Source organism: Micromonospora musae, assembly GCF_003626635.1.
Taxonomy (GTDB): Bacteria; Actinomycetota; Actinomycetes; order Mycobacteriales; family Micromonosporaceae; genus Micromonospora; species Micromonospora musae.
In genome coordinates this window covers 168,656-188,135 of record NZ_RAZT01000004.1, presented here as the reverse complement: position 1 = coordinate 188,135, position 19,480 = coordinate 168,656, and the positions used below count along the sequence as shown (strand labels likewise).

Here is a 19,480-nt window from a genome sequence, read left to right as displayed (position 1 = left end):
CGGCCGTACGCGGTGCGGCTGAGGCGTGGTCCGCATTTGAGTGGTTCCTGGCCGGACGAAGGCGGCGGCGCGAGACGGTCGGTGGGCAGCATGGAAGTCGGACAGACGGTCTACAGCCAGCACCCTTCCGAAAGGTCAGAGGTAATGCCAGAGGTCATCGCGGGGTTGGAGATTCCTGAGACAGCGGCGGTCGCCGAAGCGACCAGGCTCATCCAGGAGACCACCCGCCCCGTCATCTACCACCACTCCCGGCGGGCGTTCCTGTTCGGCGTCATCCAGGCTCAGCAGCTCGGTGTGAAGGTGGACCCGGAGCTGCTCTACCTGGCGTCCATGTTCCACGACCTCGGCCTCCTGACTCCGTTCTCCGAGGTCAAGCAGCGCTTCGAGGTCGACGGCGCCGACCACGCGCGGAAGTTCCTCCTGGAGCGGGGCTTCTCCCCGGCCGCCGCCGAGACCGTTTGGACGGCGATCGCGCTGCACACCACGCTCGGCATCCCGGATCGGATGGGCCCGGAAATCGCGATCACGCAGCTCGGCATCGCCACCGATGTGGTCGGCATCGGCCTGGACGGGCTGGATCCCGACCAGGTGAATGAGATCCTCGCCGCCCACCCGCGGGGGGACTTCAAGAACGAGTTCCTGCGCGCCCACGTCGACGGGCTCAAGGACCGCCCCGAGACGACGAACGGCAACATGAACTCCGACATCCTCGAGCACTTCATCCCCGGCTTCCAGCGCCCGACGACGGTCCAGCTGATTCTCGGCTCGCCCTGGTCGAGCTGACCGGACCCGAGGCCACGCGGCGAACGATGTGGACCGGTCCGGCAGCGAGGCCGTCGGCGGAAGCGGGGCCACCAGCCATATCGACGAACCTTCCGGAAAGGATTTCGAGCATGCGAGCGATCACCGTGCGGGACCGGGACGCGGGTGTCGGTGGACTCACCCTGACCGACATGCCCTATCCCCATGCCGCGGAGAACGACGTCATCGTGCATGTGCACGCGGCCGGCTTCACCCCCGGAGAGCTCGACTGGCCGGCGACGTGGACCGACCGCGCCGGCCGTGACCGGACACCCACCATCCCCGGGCACGAGCTCTCCGGAGTCGTGGCCGAACTCGGCTACGGCACCACCGGCCTCACCGTGGGCCAGCGGGTGTTCGGGCTGACCGACTGGGCCCGCGACGGATCGCTGGCCGAGTACACCGCGGTGGAGGCCCGCAACCTCGCTCCCCTCGCGGCCGACATCGACCACACGGTGGCCGCCGCGCTGCCCATCTCTGGGCTCACCGCGTGGCAGGGGCTGTTCGACCACGCCCACCTCACGACCGGCCAGACCGTCCTCGTGCACGGCGCCGCGGGCGGGGTCGGCTCGATCGCCGTCCAGCTCGCGCGTGAGGTCGGCGCCCGCGTGATCGGCACCGGCCGGGCCGACGACCGCGACGTCGCGCTCGGTCTCGGCGCGCACACCTTCCTCGACCTGGCCGCCGACGACCTGCGCCAGGTCGGCGAGGTGGATGTGGTCTTCGACGTCATCGGCGGCGACATCCTCGCGCGATCGACCGAGTTGGTAAGCCCCGGCGGCACCGTCGTCACCATCGCCGCGCCTCCCGAGGTGCAGCCCGAGGACGGGCGAGCCGTCTTCTTCGTCGTCGAGCCCGACCGTGCCCGGCTGGCCGACCTCGCCCAGCGCCTGCGGGCCGGACGACTCACGCCCCTCGTCGGTGACGTGCGACCGCTCGCCGAGACGGCCGCCGCGTTCGCCCGCCACCGCCGCACGCCCGGCAAGACGATCATCCGGGTCGCGGACGAGGGGCCTACGGCACTTTGAACGTGGAGATCGTGGTGGAGCCTCGTCGGGGCCTCGCCGGGCGGGCGGCAAGCCGACGGGCCCCGGCGTCGGCATCGGCGTCAGCGGTAGGTGGTGTAGCCGGCGTCGACCACGACCGACTGCCCGGTGATGTAGCGTCCCGCGTCGGAGACGAGGTGCAGGACCGTGTTCGTGACGTCCGCCGGCTCCAGCATTCCGCCGGGAACCGGTAGCGGGTTCACCACGATCTTCGCGATCTCGGGGTGGTCCTGGAAGTGGCGGCCCATCGCCTCGTTGACGACCATCGGCGTGTTGACGCCGGTGGCGTGTACGACGTTGACCCGGATGCTGTCGGCCGCGACCGCGTTCGCGAGGGTGTGCATGACACCCACCACTCCGTGCTTGGCGGCGGCGTATCCGATCTCTCCGGGGGACGGTTCGGTGAGGATGCCGCCGACGACGCCGATCGTCGAACCGTGGATGACGATGGAACCGCCCTGGCCCCCGGCCCTGATGTGCCGGATCGCCGGATAGACCGTGTTGAAGACGCCGGTCAGCATCACGTCGATCGCGGCGACGAAGGTGTCCCGGCGGAATCGGAGCTGGTTGGTGACGGGGGCGATGCCGGCGTTCGCGATGACGATGTCGAGCCGGCCGAACCTGTCGGTCCCCTCGGTGATGACCTTCTCCACCGCGTCGTAGTCGCGTACGTCCGCCACCGCGACGTACGCCCGCCGGCCGGTGGCCTCGATCTGACGGACCGTCTCGGCGAGGTCCTCCTTCGTGGCCAGCGGGTACTCGACCGAGGGGTCGTCGGCGGCGATGTCGAAGCCGATGATGTCGGCGCCCTCCTCGGCCAGCCGCACCGCGTCCGACCTGCCCTGCCCTCGGGCGATCCCGGAGATGAGAGCGACCTTGTTCGTCACCATTGCCATGGTGAACCTCCTGTAACTGGCTTCTGTGCACACGCATGGAAGGAACTTCGCGTCGTGGGACGCAGGTCCCAACCTAGAACTACTTGCTTGACAAAGCAATTACACGGATCGTGTGCATCTCGTCACCCTGCGGCACAGCGGCGGCCCCGCCGACGAACAGGTCGCCGGACGGGCCGCCACTGCAGCCCGGCCCCGCCGGCCATCGGGCGGACGCGTCGCAGCGGACGAACGCCTGCCGTGCGCCGGCGGATCGGGGTGCGAGCCGGTCAGCTCCGCCAGAAGTCGTTCGCCTGTGCGACCGTCTGGAAGTTGAGCGCGATCACCTGAGAGCTGGCGATCAGGCTGTCGGCGTTCTCGGCGTACTCGGGGCGAAGCCTCTCGCGCACCTCCGCGGAGGGCTGGGTCATCTTCACCCCGATCCGCGAGAGCTTGATCGCGAGCTGAAATCCCTCCTCCGGGGTCGCCGTACGCAGGGTGGGAAGCCATGAATCGGACATTTATCCTCCTTGTTGTCACGGATCGCCGGGCCGCGGCGCGTGTTCGGCGAGCGCTGGTCGGCCAGTGCGCGGAGCGCACGAACACCCTCGGATCCGCCTCGCGGTGAGGTGGGTCGGGGGTCGCCGCCCGGCCCGGTGGTCGGGCGGCGGCGGCCCGGTCGTGTGTGGTGATCACGAGCGGGCCGCCCTCGCGGTTCACTGCGGCCAGGGGCCCGGAACGTCCCGGTTCGCTGCGGTGTCGAGCGCACCGAGGGCCCACCGGCGCGCACGTCCGGCCGACGGAACAGCGCCCCGACGATCGCGACCCGAGCGTGCCATGGATCGAGGCGTCACCGTCCGTTCGGAAGGTCACAGCGGAGCTGGCTTTGATGGTTAGTAGTCAGGTGGTAGCTTCCGGACCAGCTGACCTGACTGATGGGGAGGGGCTGTGTCGATCACCTTCGCGGGAGTGCTCGCCGACCGGAGCGCTTGGCGGCTGGAGAACTGCTCGATCGCCATGGCGATGGACGTCATCGGCACGCGCTCGTCGATGTTGATCCTTCGCGAGGCGTTGTGCGGCACGGTGCGCTTCGACGACTTCGCTCGCCGGACGAGGATCAGCGAGGCGATCGTCGCGGCTCGGCTGAAGCAGCTCACCGAGATCGGGCTGTTCGTCAAGCAGCCCTATCAGGAGCCGGGGAAGCGCACCCGCGACGAGTACCTGCTGACCGAGATGGGCAAGGACCTGCTCCCCGCGGTCTTCGCCCTGATGCAGTGGGGCAACAAGCACCTGCAGGCCGAGGAGGGCGGGCCGCTGCGACTCGTCGAACGCAGCACCGGCGAGCCGGTCACGATCGGCCCGCGTACCGAATCCGGCCGAAGCCTCGACCCCGACGGTCTCGCGATCGTCGCGAACGGCGACTGGGTCGACTCGCCGAGCAGCTGACCCACGCGCACGATCCCTCGCCGATTGGCAATCACCAAGGAGTGGATGTTGAGTACCGAGGACTACGCGTACGCGACGGTGCGGGAGTTGGCCGCCGCGCTGGAGGCGCGCGAGGTGTCCGCCGTGGAGCTGGCCGAGGTCGTGATCCAGCGTATTCAACGCTACGACGGCAAGCTCAACGCCGTACCCGTGCGCGATTTCGATCGGGCCCTGGACGCGGCGCGGAAGGCCGACCGGGCCAGGGCGCGGAGAGCCGGCGGGCCTCTCCTCGGGATACCGATGACGGTCAAGGAGTCGTTCAACGTCGCGGGGCTGCCGACGACCTGGGGCATTCCGCCGTTCAAGGACTTCGTTCCGGCCGAGGACGCCCTCGCGGTCGCGCGGCTCAAGGCCGCCGGGGCCGTGATCCTCGGTAAGACGAACGTCCCCATCGCACTCGGCGACCTGCAGACCTACAACCCGCTGTACGGCACGACGAACAACCCGTGGGACACCAGCCGTACGCCGGGCGGGTCCTCGGGTGGTTCAGCCGCGGCGCTCGCCGCCGGGTTCGGCCCGGTGTCACTCGGCTCCGACATCGCGGGCTCGCTGCGGCTACCGGCCCACTTCTCCGGGGTGTACGCGCACAAGCCCTCGCTCGGCCTGCTGCCGTCGCGGGGGCACACGCCACCGGCGACGCCGCCGCTGTCGTACGACCGGGATCTCGCCGTCATCGGCCCGATGGCCCGCACCGCCGCCGATCTCACGCTCCTGCTCGACCTGCTGGCCGAGCCGGAGACGCCGGGGCTCGGCGTCGCGTACCGGCACGAACCGCCACCGGCCCGCCACGACCGCCTGGCCGACTACCGGGTCCTCGTCCTGGACAGCCATCCGGCCATTCCGACATCGACCGAGGTCGCCGCGGCGATCGACGGTCTCGCGGAGAAGCTCGCCGCGGCGGGCGCGAGGGTGGAGCGGCACAGCCCACTCCTGCCCGATCAGACCGAGGCGGCCCGGCTCTACATGCGCCTCCTGCTTGCCGCTGTCGCCGCCGCCTACCCGCCGGACGCCTACGAACAGGTCCGCAAGGCCGCAGAGCAGATCGACAGCGGCGACGTCAGCCTGGCCGCCGAACGGGCGCGCGGAGCGGCGCTGAGTCACCGGGACTGGCTCGAGACCGACGCGCTCCGCACCCGGCATCGGGCCGCCTGGGCCGCGCTGTTCACGCAGTTCGACGTCGTGCTCTGCCCGGCGGCGCCCACCACCGCCTTCGGACACGACCAGAGTGCCGACCAGTGGGCACGCCGCATCACCGTCGACGGCGTCGAGTACGACTACCCCGACCAGCTCGTCTGGGCCGGCATCGCGTCCGCGCCCGGCAACCCGGCCACGGTGGCCCCCGTCGCGCGGTCTCGCGACGGTCTGCCGATCGGCGTCCAGCTGATCGGACCGATGTTCGAGGATCACACGCCCATCCGCTTCGCGGAGCTGCTCGAGCGGGAGTTCGGCGGATTCGTGGCACCGAACCTCGACTGACCTGACCCTCCCCCGGAGGGCACGCCGGGGCCCGCGCGGCGAGCTGCGAAGCGCGGGCCCCCGCCAGGCCGGGATGCGGGTCGGCGCCGCAGAGCGGCGGTGGGGCACCCTCCGAATTGGTCCGGAGATCTACCGCGAAATTGGACCAGATCTCAGGGCCACATGAGCCGTACGGTTGCCGGCATGACGATCAACGACCGCACGGAGCGGCTCCCCGAGCACGCCCCGCGCCTGGACTGGATGAAGCTCGCCCCCGACGTCTACAAGGCCATGATCCGGCTCGACACGGCGGCGCGGCAGGGCATCGAACCGACCCTGCTCAACCTGGTGAAGATCCGCGCCTCCCAGCTCAACCACTGTGCCTTCTGCCTCGACATGCACAGCAAGGACGCCCTGGCGGCCGGCGAATCAGCGGAACGGATCATCCAGCTCGGCGCGTGGACCGAGTCGAAGCACTTCTACACGGCGAGGGAGATCGCCGCGATCGCGCTGACCGAGGCGATCACCGTCCTCACCGACGGCTTCGTCCCCGAGGAGGTGTACGCGAGCGCCGCGAACGAGTTCGACGAGACCGAACTCGCCCACCTCATCGCCGCCATCACCACCATCAACGCCTTCAACCGCTTCGGCGTCTCCACCCGGATGGTCCCCGGCCACTACACCGCCGCCGCCTGACGCGCCCTCCCCCGCAACGCCCGCCGCACCCTCCGGCCACCGGGGCGCCTTCCGGTCGCCGCCGTCGTCGCGTGTCGCGCGGGCCTGCTCCATCGAGAATTGGAAGACCAGCCATGTCACTCATCACTACCCCCTTCTCCGTGCGCGCCACGGCGGCGGAGATCCTCACCGGAGTGGACCTGACCGGACGCCGCATGATCGTCACGGGCGGGGCGTCTGGGCTGGGAGGCGAGACGACTCGCGCGCTCGCCGGCGCCGGCGCCCAGGTCACGATCGCCACCCGCAACCCTGCCGCCGCCAAGGCCATCGTCGAGGAGTTCCCGGGCACCACCGTCGCCGCACTCGACCTCGCCGACCTGGCGTCGGTACGTGCCTTCTGCGACCAGTGGGACGGCCCGCTGGACACCGTCGTCGCCAACGCGGGCGTGATGGCGCTCCCCGAGCGCCAGCTCAACGCGGCAGGCTGGGAGATGCAGCTCGCCACCAACTACCTCGGCCACTTCGCTCTGGTGACCGGCCTGCGGGCGGCCCTCCGGTCGACCGGGCGCACGCGGAGCTTCGGTCCGCGCGTGGTCATGGTCAGCTCCAGCGCGCAACTGCTGGCCGGCTTCGACTTCGACGATCCGCACTTCGAGCGGCGGCCGTACGACCCGCTCATCGCGTACGCGCAGTCGAAGGCCGCCGACACGCTGTTCGCCGTCGCGCTCAGCCGTCGATGGGCCGAGGACGGGATCTGTGCCAACGCCGCTTCGCCGGGTTCGATCCACACGAACCTGACGCGGCACATGGACGCGGCCACCCTGCAAGCGCTCGGCGCCATGGACGCGAACGGTGACCTGCTCACTCCGGATTACTACAAGACGCCCGCGCAGGGGGCCGCCACCACGGTCCTGCTCGCCGCCGCGCCGATGCTCGAGGGCGTGACCGGGCGCTACTTCGAGCACAACCAGGAGGCCGAAGTCGTCGAGGGCGGCCCGCACACGCTGGCGAACGGTCCCGGGGCGATGGCCGGCGTGGCCGGCTGGTCCGTCGATCCCGCCGCCGCCGACCGGCTCTGGGAGTACACCCTCGCGGTGACCGGAGCCGTGGCGTAAGCAGACGCACGATCCGGCCTCCGGCGTCGAGCACCGCGTACCCGTCGTACCCGGTCCGCTCGGGGCCGAGGTCGGGCCGCGCCCGGCCTCGGTCGGCTCAGGCCGGGCGGGCCGCGGTGCGGATGAGGACCCACCGGTACGCCTGGACGAGACCCGTGTCGAAGCCGGCGGCCGAACCCCAGAGGAAGATCCGGAACCGGCGGTAGAGCGGCTCCCCCCAGCGGGCGACGATCTCCTCGCGCCGCGCGTCCAGCCGCTGCGCCCAGGCCCGGCAGGTCAGGAAGTAGTTGTGCCGGTCGTCCTCGAGGTCGAGCAGCTCGAACGGAGATCGGGCCACCTGCCGCAGGTACGAGTGCAGCACCAGAGGGGCCGAGTTCCCCGGGTAGACGTACTGCTTGAAGAACGTGGACACATGCTGCTTGCGCCGCATGGCGAGGGCGTCGAGGTAGATCCGCCCGCCGGGACGCAGCAGCCGGGCGTACGCCCGCAGTGTGGCCCGGTAGTCGGGCAGGTGCTCGGTCACGCCCATGTTGACGATCGCGTCGAAGGGCTCGGCGGACCGGTAGCGCAAGAAGTGCTCCCGCACCACGGTGACCGGCAACCCCTCCCGGGCGAAGAAGTCGGTGAGAAAACGCTCGGACTCGGCGGCCAGCGTCACGGTGGTGACTGCCACGCCGCGCCGCGCCGCGTGTTCGGCGAACGCTCCCCACCCGCCGCCGACCTCCAGCACCCGGTCCCCCGGACCGACGCCGATGGCGTCGAGTGCCAGGTCGAGCTTGCGGGTCACCGCGTCCTCCAGCGCCTCGTCGTCCCGCGCGAAGACGCCCTCGGTGTAGCAGCGGTGCCGGGTGTCGAGGAAGGTCAGGAAGAAGTCGGAGTCCTCGTCGTAGTGCCGGGAAATCGACCGCTGGTCATGGCCGTACCGCCCGTGCACCAGGGCCGGCAGCCAGCGGCCGAGGAAGGCGATCGGGTGCACGTCGGAGAAGAACCGGCGCATGGTCAGCGCGGCGAACAGATCACCCTCGACGTCGAGGTGTCCCGCGAGGTACGCGAGGACCACCTGGAGCTGGTCGAGGGAGTGCAGCGCCTGCTGACCGACGTCGTCGCGGACGACCAGACTGAACCGGGGTGGCAGGGCCTCGCTGACCCCGAAGCCGTGGGTAGCGCCGTCACGGTCGACGATCTCGAACGGCACGGGAGTGCGGTCGCGGAAGTAGCCCTCGTAACGCCGGCCGACCACGTCGGCCAAGGTCCGCCTCATGCGGTGATGGTCCCACAGGCCCCCTGCTCCGGGACACCATCGCCGGACGAAAAGGCCCGGTCGTGGCGCGCGGTGAACCGCGGTCGGCAGCCGGAACGAAGGGGAGCGCGTTTCGCGAACCCGCGGCCGGGAATGCGCCTCCCCGCGATCGAGACGGGCCCGCCCGCCGTGGTCGCACAGCGCAGGCCAGGAGGGCGTACGAGATGAGCGAAGACGCCGGCCCGGACGGCTCGGCCCCGACCGGTGACGGCGCGGCGGGGAGCCCTGACCCGGGCGCGGTGACCGTCGTCCGCCTCGGCGATCTCCGGCGTACCGTCGCGGCGACCGCGGTCGGCAACATGATCGAGTGGTTCGACTTCGGGGTGTACAGCTTCACCGCCGTGACGATCGGGCGGGTGTTCTTTCCCGAGGCCAGCCAGTCGGCGCAGCTCCTCTCGTCGTTCGCGACCTTCGCCGCGGCCTTCCTCGTCCGTCCCCTGGGTGGCCTCTTCTTCGGCCCGCTGAGCGACCGCATCGGCCGCAAGCGGGTGCTCGTCTTCACCGTGATCACGATGTCGCTCGGCACGTTCGCCGTCGGGCTGCTCCCCGGCTTCGCCCAGGTCGGCGTCTGGGCCCCGGTGCTGCTTCTCCTGGCCCGGCTGATCCAGGGCTTCTCCACCGGCGGTGAGTACGGCTCGGCGATGACGTTCATCACCGAGCACTCGCCGGACCGCCGGCGCGGCTTCGTGGCCAGCTGGCTCGAGTTCGGCACGCTGACCGGCTTCGTGCTCGGCGCGTCGCTGGTGACGCTCCTGACCAGCGTGCTGTCCACAGCCGACCTCGACTCCTGGGGTTGGCGAATCCCGTTCCTCGTCGCCGGCCCGCTCGGCCTGGTCGGCCTGTACCTGCGCCTGCGGCTGACCGAGACGCCCGCCTTCGAGCATCTGGAGACCCGCGCGCCGAAGCGCTCGGCCGGGCTCCGCAGGGAGGCGAAGGAACTGGTCCGCCATCAGCGCCGCCCGCTGTTGGTCTGCCTCGGCCTCGTCCTCGTGCTGAACGTGCCCAGCTACATGCTCACCGCGTACCTGCCGAGCTACCTGTCGGCGCAGCTCGGCTTCTCCCAGAACACCTCGCTGATCGTGGTGGTGGTCGTCCTGGTGATCCTCATGGTGCTGCTGCAGTTCGCGGGCCGGCTCTCCGACCGCGTCGGGCGTCGGCCCGTCATGATGACCGGCTGCGTCCTGCTGGTCGTCCTCTCCGTGCCGGCCTTCCTGATCATCCAGCAACGCACGGTGGTCGCCGTCTTCTTCGGCACGCTGCTCGTCGGCCTGATGTACCTCTGCTTCGACAGCACGGAGCCGGGCACCCTGCCGACGCTCTTCCCCACCCGGGTACGGGCCGGCGCGCTCTCCATCACGTACAACATCTCCACCTCGCTCTTCGGCGGCACGACGCCGCTGGTCGCCGCGGCGCTGGTCGACGGCACCCACAGCCTGATCGCCCCCGCCTTCCTGCTGGTGGCGGCCGGGCTGGTCGGCGGCATCGCGGTGTACTTCGCGCCGGAGACCGCCCGCCGCCCGATGCCGGCGGCGCCGCCGGTGGTGGCGACCGAGGAGGAGGCGGCCGCGATCCGGGGCGGCGCTCCGGCGTCCTGACCGATCCCCCGCGATCCGGCCCGGCCCGGCCCTCCGCCGGTACCGCGGTACCGGGCGGTCTCCGGAGGGCGAGGTCGACTTTCCGCGCAGCCATCACTATGGTCAGTTCCATTATGAAACTTACTGTCTTCTGGCGCTGGTGGGTCGCCGGCACGACCAGCCTCTTCGGCTCGGCGGTCGGTGGATTGGCCCTGCCGTTGACCGCACTGACCGTGCTGCACGCGTCCGCCTTCGAGATGGGTCTGATCACGGCCGCCGGCTACCTCGCGTACCTGCTGATCAGCCTGCCGGCGGGGGTGATCGTGCAGCGCCTGCCGCTGCGCGGCATGCAGGTCGCCCTGGATCTGATCCGGGCGCTCGCCATCGCGTCCGTCCCCCTGGCGTGGTGGTTCGACGCCCTGACGGTGGCCCAGCTGGTCGCGGTCGCCCTGGTGACGAGCTTCGCCAACGTGCTCTTCGACGTGGCGAACCAGACCTTCCTGCCGGAGATCGTGCCGGCGGCGCAGTTGCAGGCGCGTAACAGCCTCACCTCCGGTACGCATGCCGCCGCGCAGCTCGGCGGGCCGTCGCTGGGCGGGCTCGCGGTGCAGCTGCTGGGCGCGGTGCCGACGCTCTTCGTGGACGCCGTCAGCTATCTGATCTCCGCCACGCTGCTGCGCACCCTGCCGGCCCGGCGGGTGCAGCGACCGGCCGAGCGGCCCCCGATGGTCACGATGATCCGCGAGGGCTGGCACTACGTGCACCGCCACCCGATCATCGGACCGGCGATGTGGGACGCCACCGCGACGAACTTCGTCTCCGGCGCGATGCTGGCCCTCTTCCCGTACTACCTGCTGCGCGAGCTGCACGCCCCGCCGCTCTTGGTCGGTCTGCTGATCGCCGTCGACGGCCTCGGCTCGCTCGTCGGCGCCGCGCTGACGACCCGGTTCACCGATCGGGTCGGCACCGCACGCGGCCTGGTCATCGCGGCGGTCGTCAGCGTGGTCGGCGCGCTCGTCATCCCGCTGGGCACCGGCACCGTCGCCTACCTCGCCTTCGCCGTCGGCAACCTCGTCTTCGCCGGCTGCTCGGTGGTGCTCAGCGTGACCACCCGCACCTACCGGATGCTCGCCAGCCCGCCGGAGCTGCTGTCGCGGGTGATCGCCACGGTCAAGTTCGTCTCCTGGGGCGCCATTCCGCTCGGCGGCCTGCTCGCCGGCGCCCTGGCCGGGCCGCTCGGCGCCCGCACCACTCTGCTGATCTTCGGCGCGCTCACCGTGCTCTCCCCGATCATCTACCTGTCGACCCCGATCCGCCGGCTGCGCGACCTGCCGCTCGATCCCGCACCGGAGCGCGTGGAAGCCCGGGTGTGAACCAGGCGGTACGAACGGGCGGAGGGCCGCGGCGACCCGCCTGTTCCGCCACCGGCTCGGAGCGACTACGCCCGAGTTCGCGGCATAGTACATCATATGCTGTACTGTCCGACGAGTGGAGACCTTGACGCACGGTCAGGTGCTGGCCCGCTTCGGTCACGCCCTCTCCGATCCGACGCGGGCCCGGCTGCTACTGGCGCTGCGCGAGGGGCCGGGCTACCCGGCTGAGCTCGCCGACCTGCTCGGCACGACCCGGCAGAACCTGTCGAACCACCTCTCGTGTCTGCGTGGCTGCGGCCTGGTGGTCGCGGCGCCGGAAGGCCGCCGCACCCGCTACGAGTTGGCCGACGGCCGGCTGGCACACGCCCTGGCGGACCTGCTCGGTCTCGTGCTGGCGGTCGACCCGGCCGCCTGCCCGGATGCCGACGAGAAGGGTTGCTGCTGATGGACCTGCCCCTGATCGGTCGGCCCCCGGCGGGGCCGCCGCCCGCGCGCCGTCAGGTGCTCGCCCGGCGAGTGCGGCTGCTGGTCGCCGCCACGATCACCTACAACGTCATCGAGGCGGTCGTGGCGATCACCGCCGGCACGCTCGCGTCGTCGACCGCGTTGATCGGCTTCGGGCTGGACTCGGTGATCGAGGTGTCGTCCGCGGCGGCGGTGGCGTGGCAGTTCGCCGGCCGCGATCCCGAGTCACGCGAGAAGGTCGCACTGCGGATCATCGCGCTCTCGTTCTTCGCCCTCGCCGCGTACGTGACCGTGGAGTCGGTACGGGCGCTGTTCGGCGGCGCCGAGGCCGAGCACTCCAGCATCGGGCTGGTACTGGCGGCGCTGTCGCTGGCGATCATGCCCGTGCTGTCGTACGCGCAGCGCCGCGCCGGGCGAGAACTCGGTTCACGCTCGGCGGTCGCGGACTCCAAGCAGACCCTGCTCTGCACGTACCTCTCCGGCGTACTGCTCGTGGGTCTGGGGGTGGCCTCTTCGGCTGGTCCTGGGCCGACCCGATCGCCGCGCTGGTCATCGCCGCGGTGGCGGTGAAGGAGGGCCGCGAGGCGTGGCGCGGTGACGCCTGCTGCGCCGTCCCGCTGACCGCCCCCCGCACCGCCACCGCCGCCGGTGGGCCCGGCGTCGGCGAGGTCGATGCGTGCGGATGCCGGCCGGACTGCTCCTGCTGCACGGCCGACGCGACCTGAACGCGCCGACCAGGAGCGGGCAGGACCCGCGCCTCGACGTTCCACACTGGCCGACGCGGCGACCGTCACCACCCGGACGTCGTCCACATGCTGGCCACAGTGGCGGCAGCACCCGAATCGCGCGCCGGACCCGCACTGAGGGTGACCGTCGACACTGCAGTCCGATGTGAAATCCAGCATTTCGCCGTAAATGTCTGCATCAGTTGCGTAACGTTCCGGACATGGTCCTTCGTACCTGGCGTAACTTGTTGCTCACAGCGCTCGGGCTGGGAGTGCTCGCGGGTGCCGGTCAGCTCGGCATCGCGTTCGGCCTCGGCATCGTCCAGCTCGCCGGCGCCCCCGCCGACACCACAGTGAACCAGTGGCCTGCCCAGCTCGTCTGGGTGGGCTGGTTCGCGGCATACGCCGCCGTGGCCGGCACCGTCGTCACCGCACGCCTGGCCCGCCGCTACGGGGAGCCGGGAAGCACGGGCAGGTTGGTGGCGATCGCCGCCACCGCGGCGCTCGGCGCCACCGTCGTGGCGCCGCTCTGCGTCCGGCCGGTCCAGGCAGCCGAGCGTCTCTCCGTGGACCCGATCTGGGCCGTCGGCATCTGCGCGATCCTCGGCGCGCTGGTCGGCGCGGGTGGTGCGATCGCCGCACTGGTGAAGCCGCCGCTGGGCTGGAACATGGCGGCGGTGGGCGGCGTGGTCTGGCTGCTGGCGCTCGTCCCGGTCGTCCCGTCGCTGGCGACCGCCGGGGTGTTGCCCGCCGTACGGCTCGGTGTGCTGGAACCGGTCGGGCTCGGCGCGGAGGCGGCCCAACGACAGGCGATCCTGATCCTGCCGGCGGTAGCCCTGCTCCTCGGCGCGGTGACCAGCGGGCTGGCCCGCCGGCGCGGGCATCCGCCGCTGGTCAACGGCGCGACCGGCGCGGCGGGCCCGGTGCTGGTCGCCTTCGCCTACCTGACCGCCGGTCCCGGCGAGGCCGTCGACCGGTACCAGATCACGCCCTACTACACCGCGCTGCTCGCCGTCGTCGCCGGTCTGCTCGGTTCGGCCGTCGTCGCGTCGTTCCGCTGGCCGCTCCTGCGGCGCACGGCCGATGAGGAGGCGGTCGAGCCGACCGAGGTCCTCCGTCCACTCTCCGTCGACGCGGCCGTGCCGCAGGCCATGACGCCGGCCGACGAGCCGGGGCCCGCCGACCTGGCCGGCACGTTGCCGGTCACCGGTGCAATCGCAGCGGAGCTCCCGCGCGCCGCCGAACCGCTGAGCCTCGATGCGCCGCCCGGCGACCGGGACGACAGCGCCGTACCGGCCGACCACGCGCCGCGGACCGCCGCACCGGCGGTCGCCACCGTGCCGGCGGCCCGCGCCGTACCCGCCGATCTCGACGACACCTCGGAGACATCGGAACCGATCCCCGCGACGGCGGCCCACCTTCCCGCGGGATTCGGCGGGGACGACTCCGGAACGGCGGAGACGGAGGCCGACAACATCGGGCCCGACGGAATGCCGACCGGCGGGGCACTCGTCGCCCCGGGAACCCTCCGGATGTACCAACCGCCGAAGACCGACCGGACGCAGGTTCAGTCGACCTGGCCGGTCGTTCCGGCGCGACGGGTGCCGCCCTCCACCGAGCCCGCTCCTGGCGCCGAGGCGATCCAACCGGCCGGCAAGCAAGAGAGGCTCGAGCCGGCGCTCCCACCCCGGCACCGGCCGCCCCTGCCCAACCTGAACCTGGCCGCGAACTGGGACGCCCTCGCGAGCGCCCGGCGGGCCGGGCCGCCGCCCGCGACCGGCACCGCGCCGGCCGGCCCGGCATCCGTCGTCGAGGCGGGACGGGCCGGCGGGCGGGCCAGCGGCCGGCTGGGCCTGTTCCGGCGCAGCAAGTCCCGGGCCGACGGGGACGGCACGGGCACCCCGGCGGACGGCGAGCCGCTGGCGAGGCAGGACGCGGAGTTCGTCGACTGGGTGGCCCGGCTGGGCAAGCCGGCGGCGGACAACGAGCCAAATGAGGAGACCGGTCGCCAGTCACTCCGCTCCAACGGAGGCTGAGGCAGTCCCGTCAGGGGTACAGCCAACGTTCCCATGAGTCGCCGCAGACAAGACCTGAACCAGGCCTATCACCCGAAAACGTGAGGCAACCTCGTATAGCAGTCCAAGGCATGCTTGCGTCAGAAACCCGGAAAGCGCTCCGAACGGACATGAATCCTTCTTATGTTCGTCATGGCTCGTCTGCCCGAGACGACCAGGAGGGAGTGAGGGACATGTCGAAGAGGTTTCTGACCAAGCTCGCCGTAGGGGTGGCGCTGGGCGGCGGCGCCCTGCTGCTCGGCACGCCCGCTGCCGCGCACGCCGCACCCTACGAACAGGCCTCGGACCGCACCGAGGTTGCCTGCGCGAACACCGTGCAGACCAACAAGGTGAGCATCAACCAGATCATCAGCGACAACAAGATCGAGGACAGCGACGTCAGCTACGAGCAGTCCGCGTCGGTCGAGACGACGAACGACAACCAGACTCAGCCCAACAACACCGTCGTCTGCATCGGGAACATCGACGTGGACGTGGACGTCGAGGACTAGGAGCTGGAGCCGCCTCGGTCGGCAACCGCAGGGCACGGGGTGAGATTCGAGATCATGTTCTACGTGTGTCGTTTCAGGCCCCGGAGCCAGATGCTGATCGAGGCGACGTGAACGGTGGCTTCGTAGCGCACGGCGCGCCGTGCATTCCCGGGATGGCCGCCTTGATCCCGCGTCGGCGCAGACAGCCGCGGTTGGCCTCAGTGCTGTACGCCCCTGCCGGCCAGCAGCCGATCCGACCGGGCCCTCAAACGACACGGCCCTGATCCGGGGAACCCGGATGCCCGCCGTGGAGGCCTGGTTCCTGGGCGGCCCGGCCGACGGTCGCCTCGCACCGATCGAAGTCGGTGCCAGGTGTACCGACTCGCCGACACCGCCGACCACGGATAGAAGCATCGTGCGGGATCCGCTGGTCACGTGCCGACATGACGAACGGGCATGTGTCACAGGGTGTGGGGGCCAGCAGCCAGCCGGCCCCCACACCCGTCTGTCGGTTCGGTCAGGGCCGCCGGCCAACTCGTTGGTGCCAGGGGCGGACGGGAGCGGACGATGGCGGCGGGACGCGGTGCTGCGCTGCTGCGCGCCGAAGCGAGTTCGGGGCGTGCCACGTTCCTGGAGCTCTTCTTCGATCTCGCCTTCGTCGTCGCCCTGACCCGGGTCTCGCAACGGTTCGCCGACGTCAGCGACGAGACCGGCTGGGCGCTCGTCGGCGGGCTCGGTCGTACGCTGCTGCTGTTCCTGGCGCTCTGGTTGATCTGGTCGCAGACCACCTGGATCACCAGTCGCTACGAGCCGGAACGGTCGATCATTCAGGCGGTCGTGATCGGCACCATGTTCGCCGCCCTGGTGATGGCGGTGACGCTGCCGCGCGCCGTGGAGGAGCGGGCGGTGCCGTTCACGGTCGCGTACCTGATGGTGATGGTGGTGCGGCCGCTGGTGGTCGCGGCCGCACTGCGTGGCCATCCACGGCGGCTGGTGCCGTTTCGACTCGCCGCCTGGTCAGCGCTTTCCGCACCGCTCTGGCTGGTCGGCGCGTTGGGCCCGGACCGGCTTCGCCTGTCGCTGTGGGCTGCCGCGCTGGCGGTGGACTACCTCGCCTGGGCTCTGGGCTGGCCGCTGCCTCGGCTCGGTGCCGCGGCGGTCGGTCGCTGGCGGATCACCGGAGAGCATCTGGCCGAACGTCACCAGCAGATCTTCCTCATCGCGCTCGGCGAGTCGATTCTGGTCATCGGCGCCGCTTTCGGTGGCGTGGACTACTCCGCGGAGCGGGCGGCCGCCTTCGGGATCGCGTTCATCACCAGCGCGGTGCTGTGGCGGATCTACTTTCACCGCGCCGGCCGGTTGCTGAACGAGGCGTTGGGGCGGGCGGGCCTGCCCGGCCAGTTGGGTACGGCGTCGGAACGGACGCACGCGTTGATCGTACTCAGCGTGCTGGTCACCGCGGTTGGCTACGAGCTGGTCATCGCGCAACCGTTCGGGCCGCCGCGGCCGACGTGGCTGCTCTTCGTGGTGGGCGGCCCGGTGCTCTTCCTCCTCGCTCGGATTCGGCTGGACTACGAGATCTTCGGCCGGGTCCCCAGGTCGCGGGTGATCGGCTTGGTGGTTCTGCTGCTGGTCACGACGGCGTTGGCGCGCTGGTCGCCGATGGTCGGACTGAGCGTCGTGGCCGGAGTGCTGGCTCTTATCGCGCTGGTCGACGCGTTGCGGAGCCGGCAGCGGCCGCTCGAGGATCTCGCCTCGCCGATTGCACGGGAGACGCCCGGCAATCGCGAGCCCGAGGCGTGACCGCGGCCAACTTGAAGCGCTCCGTCGGCCCGCAGCAGTACTGAGCCACCGCCCTGCTTCGCCGACGACCGAGTCGATGAATGCGCCTGGGCGGGTCGTCGGATCGCCCGGCAGTCAGCTTCTCGTGGGGGCGGCCTCCGCGAGGAAGGCGTCGATGGCGGCGAACGTCGCCTCGGGCGCGTCCCGCATGGGCAGGTGCCCCGCACCCGGGATGAGGACGAGACGTGCGCCGGGGATGGCGTCGGCGTAACGGCGGCCGAATTCGGCGCTGACGACAGGGTCGTCCGCACCCCAGACGAGGAGTTCGGGGATCGTACGGAGCCGGGCCCGGTCCAGCAGGGTCGGGTCTTCCAGGGTGTCTCGGGTGTAGGCGCGGAGCGCGGCCAGATTCTCCGGTGGCGCGTTGCTCGGCATGGCGGGGCGCTGTCCGGGGATCTGCGGGCCGATGGCGTCGATGAGCACGAGCCGGCCGACGCGGTGGTCCCGGTCGCGCACGGCCATCTCGGCGGCCACCCAGCCGCCGAACGAGACGCCGACCACTGTCGCCTCGCTCAGCCCTTCTGCTTCGAGCAGTTCGAGGTAGGTGGCGGCGAGATCGGCGACGCTGGTCATGCTCTCGGGGCGGGTGGTGCCGTCCCAGCCGGGGTGGGTCGGTGCGAGCACCTGCTGCCCGTCGGCGAGGTGCACGAGGAGCGAGTCGATGGTGTGGGGACCGCCGGCGCCGTGCAGCACCAGCACTGGCCGACCGTGTCCGGCCGCGCGCACGGTGAGCGCGAGGCCGGGCCGAAGCTGGTGCGTCGCGGTGGTGGGGTTGCTCGTCATGATGTGTCTCCTTGAGACTGTGGCCGCGGTCGGGTCAGCGCACCACGTTGGCCAGTACCTCGTTGAAGGCCTCGGTGGAGCTGGGGTGGGTCCAGATCGCGTCCCGCAGCCCGCCGGCGGTCACCCCGCTGCGGATCGCCAGCGCCACGGTGTTCACCAGCTCTTGCGCGTCCACGCTGAGCAGCGCGGCTCCGAGGATGGCGTCGGTCTCGGCGTCGATCACGAACTTCATCAGCCCGCGGACGTCGTCCAGGATGCGGGCGCGGGGCATCGCCGCGATGGCCGCGATCGGTTTGGCGGCCACGCGCACAGGCCGGCCGGTGGCGCGCGCCTCGGTCTCGGTCAGGCCGACGCGGGCCAGCGGCGGTGTCATGAAGAGGGTGTACGGCACGGCCACCCGGTCGGCTGTGGAGCGGTTCCCCTCGCCCGTCAGCTGGTCGGCGACGATCCGGTAGTCGTCGAGGGAGATGTAGGTGAACTGGGGCCCGCCGTTGACGTCGCCCACCGCGAAGATGTGCGGTTGGCTCGTCCGGAGGTACTCATCCACCTCGATCGCGCCGCTGTCGGTGGTGCGTACGCCCGCGGCGTCCAGTCGCAGTTCCGCCGTACGCGGTGCCCGCCCCGCGGCGGCGAGTACGGCGTCCACCTCGATCCGGCCCGCCGTGCCGTTCGCCTCGTAGTGGACGACCGCGGCGGCACCGGAGTCGGTGACCTGGGTGACCTTCGCTCCGGTGACGAAGGTGACGCCCTGGTCCGTGAGGATCTTCTCGGCCGCCTCGGCGACGTCGTCGTCCTCGCGGCGCAGGATGCGGCCGCCGCGTTCCAGCACTGTCGCTTCGGCGCCGTAGTGGCTCAGCGTCGCGGCGAACTCGATCCCCTGATAGCCCCCGCCGACGACGGCGACCCGGCGCGGCAGGTCGGGCGAGCCGATCAGGTCGGTACCGGTGATCAGGTGGGCGCTGTCGCGCAGGCCGGGAATCTCCGGAACCACCGTCTGGGCGCCGGTGTTGATGACGATGGTGTCCGCCGTGATCTCCATCCGGTCGTCGCCGGCGGTGACCTCGACCCGCTTCTCGTCGAGGAAGGCGGCGGTGCCGGTCACGACCGTCACGGAGTCGAGGGTGTCCAGCATCTCGAAGTTCTTCTTCCGCAGCATCGAGGTCAGCGAGGCCGTCCACGCCACCGAGTCGGCGAACCATGACCTCGGGTCGGCGTCCTGCGGCCGGACCGACGCGCGATGGATGAGCGCCTTGGTCGGCACGCAGCCGATGTTGATGCACGTCCCCCCGTACATCAGCGCGGACTGCTCCACCATGATCACTCGGCGACCCTGGCGGCCCATGGTCGCGGCGAGGGTCTTCCCGCCCTTGCCGAAGCCGATCACGAGCAGATCCGCGTGCAGTGAAGTCATGGGTCCCAGACTT

Annotated in this window: 17 protein-coding genes and 1 pseudogene; 13 read left to right on the top strand and 5 right to left on the bottom strand. The window is 71.1% G+C overall.

Annotated features, from left to right (window positions below):
• The first annotated feature begins 144 nt into the window (after positions 1–144).
• Both D7044_RS09685 and D7044_RS09680 read left to right on the top strand, forming a co-directional pair.
• Positions 145–783 (top strand): HD domain-containing protein, encoded by a 639-nt coding sequence (locus tag D7044_RS09685; protein WP_120674349.1) that lies wholly within the window; start codon positions 145–147, stop codon positions 781–783.
• Positions 784–893: 110 nt separating this feature from the next.
• Entirely contained in the window at positions 894–1,829 is a 936-nt protein-coding gene (locus D7044_RS09680) for an NADP-dependent oxidoreductase (RefSeq protein WP_120688593.1), read from the top strand.
• An 80-nt stretch (positions 1,830–1,909) separates the two neighbouring features.
• Here D7044_RS09680 and D7044_RS09675 read toward each other — a convergent pair whose 3' ends face one another.
• Together D7044_RS09675 and D7044_RS09670 are read right to left on the bottom strand one after the other, a co-directional pair.
• The gene (locus D7044_RS09675) at positions 1,910–2,743 is read right to left on the bottom strand and encodes a mycofactocin-coupled SDR family oxidoreductase (RefSeq protein WP_120688592.1); all 834 of its coding nucleotides are present in this window, start codon (positions 2,741–2,743) and stop codon (positions 1,910–1,912) included.
• A 266-nt stretch (positions 2,744–3,009) separates the two neighbouring features.
• Positions 3,010–3,240 carry a hexameric tyrosine-coordinated heme protein gene (locus D7044_RS09670; RefSeq protein WP_120688591.1) on the bottom strand — a complete coding sequence of 77 codons (231 nt, stop codon included), beginning with the start codon at positions 3,238–3,240 and terminating at the stop codon, positions 3,010–3,012.
• Between the two features lie 427 nt (positions 3,241–3,667).
• Here D7044_RS09670 and D7044_RS09665 point away from each other — a divergent pair, with 427 nt between their 5' ends.
• The 4 genes from D7044_RS09665 (at position 3,668) to D7044_RS09650 (ending at position 7,449) form a co-directional block, all read left to right on the top strand.
• Positions 3,668–4,165: a winged helix-turn-helix transcriptional regulator gene (locus D7044_RS09665; protein WP_233564917.1), complete on the top strand. Its 498-nt coding sequence runs from the start codon at positions 3,668–3,670 to the stop codon at positions 4,163–4,165.
• A gap of 48 nt (positions 4,166–4,213) precedes the next feature.
• Complete coding sequence (locus tag D7044_RS09660) at positions 4,214–5,680, top strand: amidase (RefSeq protein ID WP_233564916.1); 1,467 nt, start codon at positions 4,214–4,216, stop codon at positions 5,678–5,680.
• A 183-nt stretch (positions 5,681–5,863) separates the two neighbouring features.
• Complete coding sequence (locus tag D7044_RS09655) at positions 5,864–6,355, top strand: carboxymuconolactone decarboxylase family protein (RefSeq protein WP_120688589.1); 492 nt, start codon at positions 5,864–5,866, stop codon at positions 6,353–6,355.
• A gap of 113 nt (positions 6,356–6,468) precedes the next feature.
• Positions 6,469–7,449 carry an SDR family NAD(P)-dependent oxidoreductase gene (locus D7044_RS09650; protein ID WP_199716555.1) on the top strand — a complete coding sequence of 327 codons (981 nt, stop codon included), beginning with the start codon at positions 6,469–6,471 and terminating at the stop codon, positions 7,447–7,449.
• A gap of 97 nt (positions 7,450–7,546) precedes the next feature.
• Here the strand turns inward: D7044_RS09650 and D7044_RS09645 are convergent, their stop codons facing one another.
• Positions 7,547–8,710, bottom strand: coding sequence for a class I SAM-dependent methyltransferase (locus tag D7044_RS09645; protein WP_120674335.1), 1,164 nt, complete (start codon positions 8,708–8,710; stop codon positions 7,547–7,549).
• 203 nt (positions 8,711–8,913) lie between these two features.
• Here D7044_RS09645 and D7044_RS09640 point away from each other — a divergent pair, with 203 nt between their 5' ends.
• The 7 genes and pseudogenes from D7044_RS09640 (at position 8,914) to D7044_RS09610 (ending at position 17,234) form a co-directional block, all read left to right on the top strand.
• Complete coding sequence (locus D7044_RS09640) at positions 8,914–10,344, top strand: MFS transporter (RefSeq protein ID WP_199716554.1); 1,431 nt, start codon at positions 8,914–8,916, stop codon at positions 10,342–10,344.
• Between the two features lie 113 nt (positions 10,345–10,457).
• Positions 10,458–11,696, top strand: a complete 1,239-nt coding sequence (locus D7044_RS09635; protein ID WP_120688588.1) for an MFS transporter — start codon at positions 10,458–10,460, stop codon at positions 11,694–11,696.
• A gap of 115 nt (positions 11,697–11,811) precedes the next feature.
• Positions 11,812–12,141 carry an ArsR/SmtB family transcription factor gene (locus tag D7044_RS09630; RefSeq protein WP_120688587.1) on the top strand — a complete coding sequence of 110 codons (330 nt, stop codon included), beginning with the start codon at positions 11,812–11,814 and terminating at the stop codon, positions 12,139–12,141.
• Positions 12,141–12,886: pseudogene (locus tag D7044_RS09625) on the top strand (cation transporter). Before D7044_RS09630 ends, D7044_RS09625 begins: the two are co-directional and overlap by 1 nt.
• A 221-nt stretch (positions 12,887–13,107) precedes the next feature.
• On the top strand, positions 13,108–14,922 hold the full coding sequence (locus D7044_RS09620; protein ID WP_147434621.1) for a hypothetical protein: 1,815 nt from the start codon (positions 13,108–13,110) through the stop codon (positions 14,920–14,922).
• A gap of 212 nt (positions 14,923–15,134) precedes the next feature.
• The gene (locus D7044_RS09615) at positions 15,135–15,452 is read left to right on the top strand and encodes a hypothetical protein (RefSeq protein ID WP_120688585.1); all 318 of its coding nucleotides are present in this window, start codon (positions 15,135–15,137) and stop codon (positions 15,450–15,452) included.
• Positions 15,453–15,998: 546 nt separating this feature from the next.
• On the top strand, positions 15,999–17,234 hold the full coding sequence (locus D7044_RS09610; protein WP_120674323.1) for a low temperature requirement protein A: 1,236 nt from the start codon (positions 15,999–16,001) through the stop codon (positions 17,232–17,234).
• 114 nt (positions 17,235–17,348) lie between these two features.
• On the opposite strand, the gene D7044_RS09605 is transcribed toward D7044_RS09610, so the two are convergent.
• Both D7044_RS09605 and D7044_RS09600 read right to left on the bottom strand, forming a co-directional pair.
• Entirely contained in the window at positions 17,349–18,056 is a 708-nt protein-coding gene (locus D7044_RS09605) for an alpha/beta fold hydrolase (RefSeq protein ID WP_120688584.1), read from the bottom strand.
• 34 nt (positions 18,057–18,090) lie between these two features.
• Positions 18,091–19,467, bottom strand: coding sequence for an FAD-dependent oxidoreductase (locus tag D7044_RS09600; RefSeq protein WP_120674319.1), 1,377 nt, complete (start codon positions 19,465–19,467; stop codon positions 18,091–18,093).
• Between the last annotated feature and the right edge of the window lie 13 nt (positions 19,468–19,480).

Bases quoted from the DNA above. Each gene is read 5' to 3' on its own strand.
- D7044_RS09685 (WP_120674349.1), top strand. From the start codon at position 145: ATGCCAGAGGTCATCGCGGGGTTGGAGATTCCTGAGACAGCGGCGGTC.
- D7044_RS09680 (WP_120688593.1), top strand. From the start codon at position 894: ATGCGAGCGATCACCGTGCGGGACCGGGACGCGGGTGTCGGTGGACTC.
- D7044_RS09675 (WP_120688592.1), bottom strand. From the start codon at position 2,743: ATGGCAATGGTGACGAACAAGGTCGCTCTCATCTCCGGGATCGCCCGA.
- D7044_RS09670 (WP_120688591.1), bottom strand. From the start codon at position 3,240: ATGTCCGATTCATGGCTTCCCACCCTGCGTACGGCGACCCCGGAGGAG.
- D7044_RS09655 (WP_120688589.1), top strand. From the start codon at position 5,864: ATGACGATCAACGACCGCACGGAGCGGCTCCCCGAGCACGCCCCGCGC.
- D7044_RS09650 (WP_199716555.1), top strand. From the start codon at position 6,469: ATGTCACTCATCACTACCCCCTTCTCCGTGCGCGCCACGGCGGCGGAG.
- D7044_RS09645 (WP_120674335.1), bottom strand. From the start codon at position 8,710: ATGAGGCGGACCTTGGCCGACGTGGTCGGCCGGCGTTACGAGGGCTAC.
- D7044_RS09640 (WP_199716554.1), top strand. From the start codon at position 8,914: ATGAGCGAAGACGCCGGCCCGGACGGCTCGGCCCCGACCGGTGACGGC.
- D7044_RS09635 (WP_120688588.1), top strand. From the start codon at position 10,458: ATGAAACTTACTGTCTTCTGGCGCTGGTGGGTCGCCGGCACGACCAGC.
- D7044_RS09620 (WP_147434621.1), top strand. From the start codon at position 13,108: ATGGTCCTTCGTACCTGGCGTAACTTGTTGCTCACAGCGCTCGGGCTG.
- D7044_RS09615 (WP_120688585.1), top strand. From the start codon at position 15,135: ATGTCGAAGAGGTTTCTGACCAAGCTCGCCGTAGGGGTGGCGCTGGGC.
- D7044_RS09610 (WP_120674323.1), top strand. From the start codon at position 15,999: ATGGCGGCGGGACGCGGTGCTGCGCTGCTGCGCGCCGAAGCGAGTTCG.
- D7044_RS09605 (WP_120688584.1), bottom strand. From the start codon at position 18,056: ATGACGAGCAACCCCACCACCGCGACGCACCAGCTTCGGCCCGGCCTC.
- D7044_RS09600 (WP_120674319.1), bottom strand. From the start codon at position 19,467: ATGACTTCACTGCACGCGGATCTGCTCGTGATCGGCTTCGGCAAGGGC.